The following is a 7,578-nucleotide window of genomic DNA, read 5'->3' on the forward strand; positions in this document are numbered from 1 at the left end:
CCCCTAAACCAAGCTTCTTCGTCGCCTCAGAAATCGCCCCCAGCCCAGTCCCTCACCCCCCGCGCTCACCACCAGCCGCTCTTGTTGGGGGAAAAGATTGAAGTGACCGACAAGCATGCGAGCGCCGGCGCGCTCGTCGGTCACTTCAATCTTTTCCCCCAAACACAGACGGGCGGTGCCGCAAAGAGCTCAATACACCTCAGGCACGATCATCTCCCCCGGCACCGGCTGCCGGAAGTAGTCGTCGTGCCGCACCCGCTGCGGCAACTCGATCGGCGCATGCGCCACCTCCCCATACGGCAGCTGCCCCAGCAGGTGCGCGATGCAGTTCAGCCGCGCCTTCTTCTTGTCGACCGCCTGCACCACCCACCACGGCGCCTCGGGGATGYGCGTGCGCTCCAGCATGATCTCCTTCGCCTTGGTGTAGTCCTCCCAGCGGCGGCGCGACTCCAGGTCCATCGGGCTGAGCTTCCACTGCTTCAGCGGGTCATGGATGCGGCCGAGGAAGCGCAGGTGCTGCTCCTCGTCGGTGATCGAGAACCAGTACTTCAGCAGCACGATGCCGGAGCGCACCAGCATCTTCTCGAACTCGGGCACGGTGCGGAAGAACTCCTCGTATTCGTCGTCGGTGCAGAAACCCATCACCCGCTCGACACCGGCGCGGTTGTACCAGCTGCGGTCGAACAGCACGATCTCGCCGGCCGCCGGCAGGTGCGTCGCATAGCGCTGGAAGTACCACTGCGTGCGCTCGCGGTCGTTCGGCGCCGGYAAGGCCGCCACGCGGCACACCCGCGGGTTCAACCGCTGCGTGATGCGCTTGATGACGCCGCCCTTGCCGGCCGCATCGCGCCCCTCGAACAGGATCACCACCTTCTGCCGCGTGCCGACCACCCAGTCCTGCAGCTTCACCAGCTCGCCCTGCAGCCGGAACAGCTCGCGGAAATAGCTGCGGCGCTGCTCGCGGTCCGACGGCGTGCCATCCGGGTCGCGGTCCTCGATCTCCAGCTCGAGCTCCTCGTCGTAGCTGTCCATCAGGTCGCGGTGGATGCGCTGCATCCACTGGTCTTGTTCGGGGTTCACGCTCATGGTGGGTACGGCAGGTTGAAAGACACGGGTGCCTGACGGTGCATCAGCCGCATGACCGGGCCATGACAGCCCGCCGTCATGCCGTTGTCACATCGCCGTCCGACGATCCGGCTCCATGAACACCAGCACCACCACCGCCGGCAGGCTGCCCGTATCGTCACGCCCCTCGCTGGACCGCAAGCCCGGCCCGCTGACGGCGATCCTGTTCATCGGCCTGCTCGCCGCCGGCCTGCTGTTCACCGGCTACAGCCTGGTCGGCGACATCAGCGCCGCCGGCACCACGGTCACCACCTGGCTGCCCTTCCTGCTGCTCGGCGTGGCGCTGCTGATCGCGCTCGGCTTCGAGTTCGTCAACGGCTTCCACGACACCGCGAACGCGGTCGCGACCGTCATCTACACCCACTCGATGCCGCCGAACATCGCAGTGGTCTGGTCGGGCTTCTTCAACTTCCTCGGCGTGCTGGTGTCCAGCGGCGCGGTGGCCTTCGGCATCATCTCGCTGCTGCCGGTCGAGTTGATCCTGCAGGTCGGCTCGAGCGCCGGCTTCGCGATGGTGTTCGCGCTGCTGATCGCCGCGATCGTCTGGAACCTCGGCACCTGGTGGCTCGGGTTGCCGGCCTCGTCGTCGCACACGCTGATCGGCTCGATCATCGGCGTCGGCATCGCCAACGCGCTGATGCACGGCCGCGACGGCACCAGCGGCGTCGACTGGGCGCAGGCCACCAAGGTCGGCTACTCGCTGCTGCTGTCGCCGCTGGTGGGCTTCGGCTGCGCAGCACTGCTGCTGCTCGCGCTGCGCGCCTTCGTCAAGAACCGGGCGCTCTACGAAGAGCCGAAAGGCAACCAGCCGCCGCCGTGGTGGATCCGCAGCCTGCTGGTGCTGACCTGCACCGGCGTGTCGTTCGCGCACGGCTCGAACGACGGCCAGAAGGGCATGGGGCTGATCATGCTGATCCTGGTCGGCACGGTGCCGATGGCCTACGCGCTGAACCGCGCGATGCCGGTCGACCAGGTGACCCAGTTCGTCGCGATGGCTCAGGCCACGCAGGGCTCGCTGGTGCGCGGCAACGCTGCCGCAGCTCCAGCTGATCCGCGCAAGGTCCTGTCCGACTACGTGCGCACCAAGGCGCTGACCCCCGACGTGGTGCCGGCCCTCGCCGAGATGGCCGGCAGCATCGGCCGCCAGGTCAAGCAGCACGGCTCGCTGGCCCGCGTGCCGGCCGAGGCGGTCGCGAATGTGCGTAACGACATGTATCTCGCATCGGAGGCGATCCGCTTCCTCGACAAGGCCGAGGGCACCGGCTTCGACACCGATGCACGCGCCAACCTGAAGGCCTTCAAGAAGCAGATCGACGACGCGACGAAGTTCATCCCGCTGTGGGTGAAGGTGGCGGTCGCGATCGCGCTCGGCCTGGGCACGATGGTCGGCTGGAAGCGCATCGTGGTCACCGTCGGCGAGAAGATCGGCAAGACCCATCTCACCTATGCGCAAGGGGCGTCGGCCGAGCTGGTGGCGATGATGACGATCGGCGCGGCCGACATGTACGGCCTGCCGGTGTCGACCACGCACGTGCTGTCGTCGGGCGTGGCCGGCACGATGGCGGCCAACCGGTCGGGCCTGCAGATGTCGACCATCCGCAACCTGCTGATGGCCTGGGTGCTGACGCTGCCGGCCGCGATCCTGCTGTCGGGCTCGCTGTACTGGCTGTTCACGCACCTGTTCTGACGGCGGCGCAAACGGGGACACCCCCTTTCGGGTGAGCCAACGGCGATCCGACGAAGGGGATCCGCCCGAATGGGCGGTTTGCCTCGCGTGCGCTCAGCGCATACGATGCGCGCTTGCTTGAGCGTCGATGAGGCATCCCCTGCGATGAATTCCGTCCTGCACCCTGGCGCCGAATCCACCGGATCCACCGTGTCCCCTGTCCCCAAGATCCTGATCGTCGACGATCACGCGCTGCTGCGCGTGGGCATCGTCACCAGCCWGTCGGCCATCGAGGGCACGCCGCTCGAGCTGCTGGAGGCGAGCACGCTGCACGATGCGATCGAGGCCTACCGGGCCCACCCCGACACCACGCTGGTGCTGCTCGACCTGAACATGCCCGACTGCAAGGGGCTGCAAGGCCTGAAGCAGTTCCTCGAGGCCTTTCCGCAGGCACGCGTCGCGGTCATCAGCGGCACGCAGGATGAATTCGTGATCGGCCAAGTGCGTGCGCTCGGCGCGGTCGGCTATGTCACCAAGGGCCAGGCGCCCGGCTCGATGTGCGATATCGTGCTCTCGCTGCTGTCGGCCACGCCCGGCCCGGCCAATGGCCACGCCGCTCATCACGGCAGCAGCGCCCGCTTCCCGCGCTTTCCGAGTTCGTCCAGCTACGACCGCGTCGCCGAGCTCGGCCCGCGCCACCTCGAGATCCTCGAGCTGGTGCTGTCCGGCTGCTCCAACCAGGAGATCAGCACGGCCACCGGCCTGTCGCTGGGCACCATCAAGAACTACGTGTCGACGATCCTGCTCGCGCTCGACGTGAAGTCGCGCTCGCACCTGATCAGCCTGTTCCGTTGAGTGCGCCGTTGAGCGACCGGCCGCCCGTGGTGTTCCGCATCGCGCCCTCGGCAACGCCCGGCGCCCACGACGCGAGCCTCGACGAAGGCCAGGAACGCCGCCGCGAGCGCACCGGCGCATCGCAGGTGGAGCGCCTGTATCGCCATGCCTACCGGACGATCGCGGTGTCGTTCGCGCTCGCGCTGCTCGGCTGGGGCGTGTTCGYGCTGTTGACCGACGACGCCCGCGTGCTGTGGTGGTCGGCCGCGATGCACAGCGTGCAGGGGTTGCAGCTGCTGCTCGCGTGGCACTTCCGCCGCCAGGGCCGCGCGGCACTGGCCGAGCCGAAGCAATGGCTGCGCCGCTACCTGGTGGTGCTGGCGTTGTCGTCGCTGGTGTGGGGTGCGGCGGCGTGGTGGCTGCTGCCCAGCACCAACTGGACGGCCACCTCGTGGCTGATCGGCGTGCTGCTGCTGGTCGCGGCCGCGGGCGCGCACCTCTCGACGCCGTACCGCCCGGCCATCTTCTGGTGGCTGCTGCCGCTGCTCACGCCGTTGATCGTGGTGCTGCTGCGCGAGGGCCTGCCGCTGTCGCTGACGATCGGCTCGCTGGTGGCGGTGTCGGGCCTCGCGATCGGCGTGTTCGCGCTGTCGCGCCACCGGCTGCTGATGCGCGAGCTGCAGACCAAGCTCGACAACGATGCGCTGGTGCGCGCGCTGCGCCAGCAGGTGTTCCTGGTGGAGCGGGCGAACCGCGAGAAGAGCCGCTTCCTCGCATCGGCCAGCCACGACCTGCGCCAGCCGATGCATGCGCTGGGCCTGTTCGCCGCGACGCTGCAGAAGCAGCTCGGCAGCTCGCCGCTGCAGCCGATGGTGACGAACATGATCCGCTCGATCGACGCGCTGGAGCAGAGCTTCACGTCGATGCTCGACATCTCGAAGCTCGACGCCGGCGTGATCGAGCCGAACCTGCAGTCGTTCCCGATCCGCGACCTGTTCCGCGTGCTGCACATGCACTGCAGCGGGCAGGCCGAGGAGCTGGGGCTGTCGCTGCGCTTCAAGCCCGGCGGCAAGATCGTCACCAGCGACCCGCACCTGCTGGAGCGCGTGCTGAGCAACCTGATCCACAACGCGATCCGCTACACGAACGAGGGCGGCCTGGTGGTGGTGGCGCGCAACCGGCGGCACCATGTGAGCATCGAGGTGTGGGACACCGGCATCGGCATGGCCGAGGACGAGCTGCCGAAGGTCTTCGACGAGTTCTACCAGGTGGGCAACCCGGGGCGCGACCGCACGCGCGGGCTGGGCATGGGCCTGGCGATCGTCAAGCGGCTGGTGGTGCTGATGGGGCACAAGCTGGAGGTGGCCTCGACGCCGGGGCGCGGCACGGTGTTCCGCATCCTGATCAAGCAGACCGAGCTGGTCGAGATGGACAACATGGTGATCGCCGCCGACACGGTGCCGGCCGCGGTCGACGCGAACCGCACGGTGCTGCTGATCGACGACGAGGAGATCATCCGCGACGGCATGCGCGAGCTATTGCAGACCTGGGGCTACCACGTGCTGACGGCCGGCACGATCCTCGAGGCCTGCACCGAGGTGCGCCGCCACGCCGGCGTGATCGACGTGGTGGTGTCCGACCTGCGGCTCGCGAACGACGAGGACGGCATCCAGGCGATCGAGCGGGTGCGCGAGTTCTACGGCGCGCCGCTGCCGGCGTTGCTGATCACCGGCGACACCTCGCCGGAGCAGGTGAAGCGGGTGCACGACAGCGGGCACCAGGTGCTGTTCAAGCCGGTGCGCACGCGGGAGCTGTATGCGGTGCTGAGGGCGGTGCCGTAGCTCGCGGCTCCGCCCCCACCGCCGGGCTCAGATGTTCGATGGCTTCCATCACGGCTGGTCGATGTACGCCTCACCGCCGGGCCACTGCACTGCCATCGTTCCGGGCAAAGCCTTCAACTCGGACTCGGCAAACGTCATCGCACACTCCATCGCGCTCAAGGCGTCGGAACCATGGATGTCGATGGCGTTTGGCATCAACCCGCGAATCAGCACCGAGCACGCGGCCTCTTCACCGGATCCCGTCGGACGAGGAAAACCAATTTCGATGCGGATATCCTTTCGACGGGCCGCCGCCGCGGCGTCAACCAACCACAGGTCCCGTTTGATGATCGTCGCGAACGTCTTGTCGGCCACAGCCTGGATGCAGTCGACACAAACTGGTTTCCTCTGCGCTAGGTAGACGCACTCCGGCAAAAATTGTCGATCAAGCAACCGCTCGCAGAGCGCGCAATGACCTGCTCTTCCAGGAGACAGCTCTGATCCTGTCTTCGCACAACGGAAGGGAACGATGTCCCTTCGGCTTGCTTCCGGATTTCTCGCGTACAGCGGATTGAGGACATCCAGGACGAGCRTTCCCATGACTCTGCCGATCACGCTCCTGTAGGCAGTGAATTCCGCCTCAGAGCATCGATCCATCACCAAGCGGACCGATTCGTCCAAACGACCGATGATGTCGTTCAACTCGTCGCTGAGTTGCTTCGCCACGGATGTCTCCATATGCATCGTCTCCACAGCTCTCACGGACAAGAGTGCTCCGCGCGAAGGACGCCGAGCAGAGCCTCTTTCGCTGCAACGATTTCTGCCTCTTTCCTGCAAACCAGATCCGCCTCCGACGCCGGAAAGACGCCCGTGTGAGCACGTGTCACCACGCTGTACTCTGCAATGCACTGCTCTCTGAGTTCGCTCGCTCCGGTCACGCCGACCCACTTCTTCAGCTTCGCCCCCTTGCGCAAGACACTGCACGAGTAGTCTTCAGCCAAGCTGCCATCCAGCTTGAATCGAGCAAGTTCCGCCAGCGCCTTGAGCGATGCGGGGCTGCTGCGCGCGGCAATCAGGGCCAGTCCGAGCTCAGCCTGAGAAACGCCCAGACAGGGGCTCACTGCACATCGTGTCCTTGTCTGCTCACTCGCCCCCATCGCGATGCCGGCTGCCATGGCAACGTTGGCCATCCGAAGGTCGCCCTCTTCCTGCCCCCGCGCCCGTTTCGACTGTTCAGCACGTAGCGCTCTCAAGCGCTCATCTCGGTCCTGGCGGAGTGTCGAGTCGAGTCCCCTGCGAATGGCGGGCCACCCAGACTCCATGGTGCGCAGCAGCACCTTTGCGTGTCCAGGAGAAAACGACCTCAGGCCTGAAGCAACAGCGTCCGGGTGCTTCGCAAACACCGAAGCCAATGCCTCGGGGACTGTTTCATCCGCGGAGTTCTGGCGCGAGACCGCGTACGCCATGAGCAGGCGAAGCAAAGCCTCATCGAGCTGCTGATCAAGGAGATCCACGGCCCGACGAACGCACGGCAAAGCAGCCTCTTCGCTGTACTGCTCGTTCTGTCTGCGCAGGGCCTTGTACGTCGCTTCATCGCCCGAAATGACCGAACGTTTGAATCGCTCGTTCAGGTCGATGCCCTGTCGGAGAACCTGAATGACCTGCGCCTGGTTCTTCGACTGGCAGCCAGCGTCCGCCAGCGTCGGACACAAAAGCAGGATCGCTGTGAGAACCAGCGGCCACCTCATTGGGGGTACCTCACGATGACAGGAATCCCCTCCCAGCCGCTTGAGCTGCCCCGCGGCATCGTAGGTGTAGCGCGTGACGCGCCCGGCCACGTCGCGCGTCAGCAGCCGCTGCCGCAGGTCGTAGGTCTGCCGCGTGACGACACCGTTCGGATCGATGCTCTCCAGCAACTTGCCCGACCGGTCGTAGCGCAGGTAGCGCGTGACGCGCCCATCGCTCGCCGTCTCGCTCTGCAGGTCGCCGACCATGTGGTCGGCGGTCCTGTCCTCGTAGTAGGTCCAGGCCGTCGTCRTGCCGTCCGGCGCCGTCTCGGTGAGCTTCTGCCCGCGTGCGTTGTAGGTCCAGCTCCAGACCTTGGCGCCCGGCGGGTAGCCCGCCATCGCATTC

At 66.6% G+C, this 7,578-nt stretch carries 6 protein-coding genes; 3 read left to right on the forward strand and 3 right to left on the reverse strand.

Going from position 1 to position 7,578, the window contains the following annotated elements; genetic code table 11:
• Positions 1-189: 189 nt before the first annotated feature.
• Positions 190-1,086 (reverse strand): polyphosphate kinase 2, encoded by an 897-nt coding sequence (ppk2, locus tag AC1D12_RS18615; protein ID WP_477842145.1) that lies wholly within the window; start codon positions 1,084-1,086, stop codon positions 190-192.
• A gap of 115 nt (positions 1,087-1,201) precedes the next feature.
• Between ppk2 and AC1D12_RS18620 the strand changes: the two genes are divergently transcribed.
• The 3 genes from AC1D12_RS18620 to AC1D12_RS18630 all read left to right on the forward strand — a co-directional run bounded on the left by AC1D12_RS18620 (position 1,202) and on the right by AC1D12_RS18630 (position 5,466).
• Positions 1,202-2,812: an inorganic phosphate transporter gene (locus tag AC1D12_RS18620; protein ID WP_477827001.1), complete on the forward strand. Its 1,611-nt coding sequence runs from the start codon at positions 1,202-1,204 to the stop codon at positions 2,810-2,812.
• Between the two features lie 189 nt (positions 2,813-3,001).
• Positions 3,002-3,646 carry a response regulator gene (locus tag AC1D12_RS18625; RefSeq protein ID WP_477842147.1) on the forward strand — a complete coding sequence of 215 codons (645 nt, stop codon included), beginning with the start codon at positions 3,002-3,004 and terminating at the stop codon, positions 3,644-3,646.
• Positions 3,643-5,466 (forward strand): hybrid sensor histidine kinase/response regulator, encoded by a 1,824-nt coding sequence (locus AC1D12_RS18630; protein ID WP_477842148.1) that lies wholly within the window; start codon positions 3,643-3,645, stop codon positions 5,464-5,466. Before AC1D12_RS18625 ends, AC1D12_RS18630 begins: the two co-directional genes overlap by 4 nt.
• A 48-nt stretch (positions 5,467-5,514) precedes the next feature.
• Here the strand turns inward: AC1D12_RS18630 and AC1D12_RS18635 are convergent, their stop codons facing one another.
• Complete coding sequence (locus AC1D12_RS18635; protein WP_477842149.1) at positions 5,515-6,171, reverse strand: hypothetical protein; 657 nt, start codon at positions 6,169-6,171, stop codon at positions 5,515-5,517.
• Between the two features lie 32 nt (positions 6,172-6,203).
• Positions 6,204-7,578: Imm57 family immunity protein (locus AC1D12_RS18640; protein ID WP_477842151.1), on the reverse strand; the 1,375-nt coding region annotated here is incomplete at its 5' end.

The organism is Rhizobacter sp. P1_G5 (assembly GCF_056405435.1).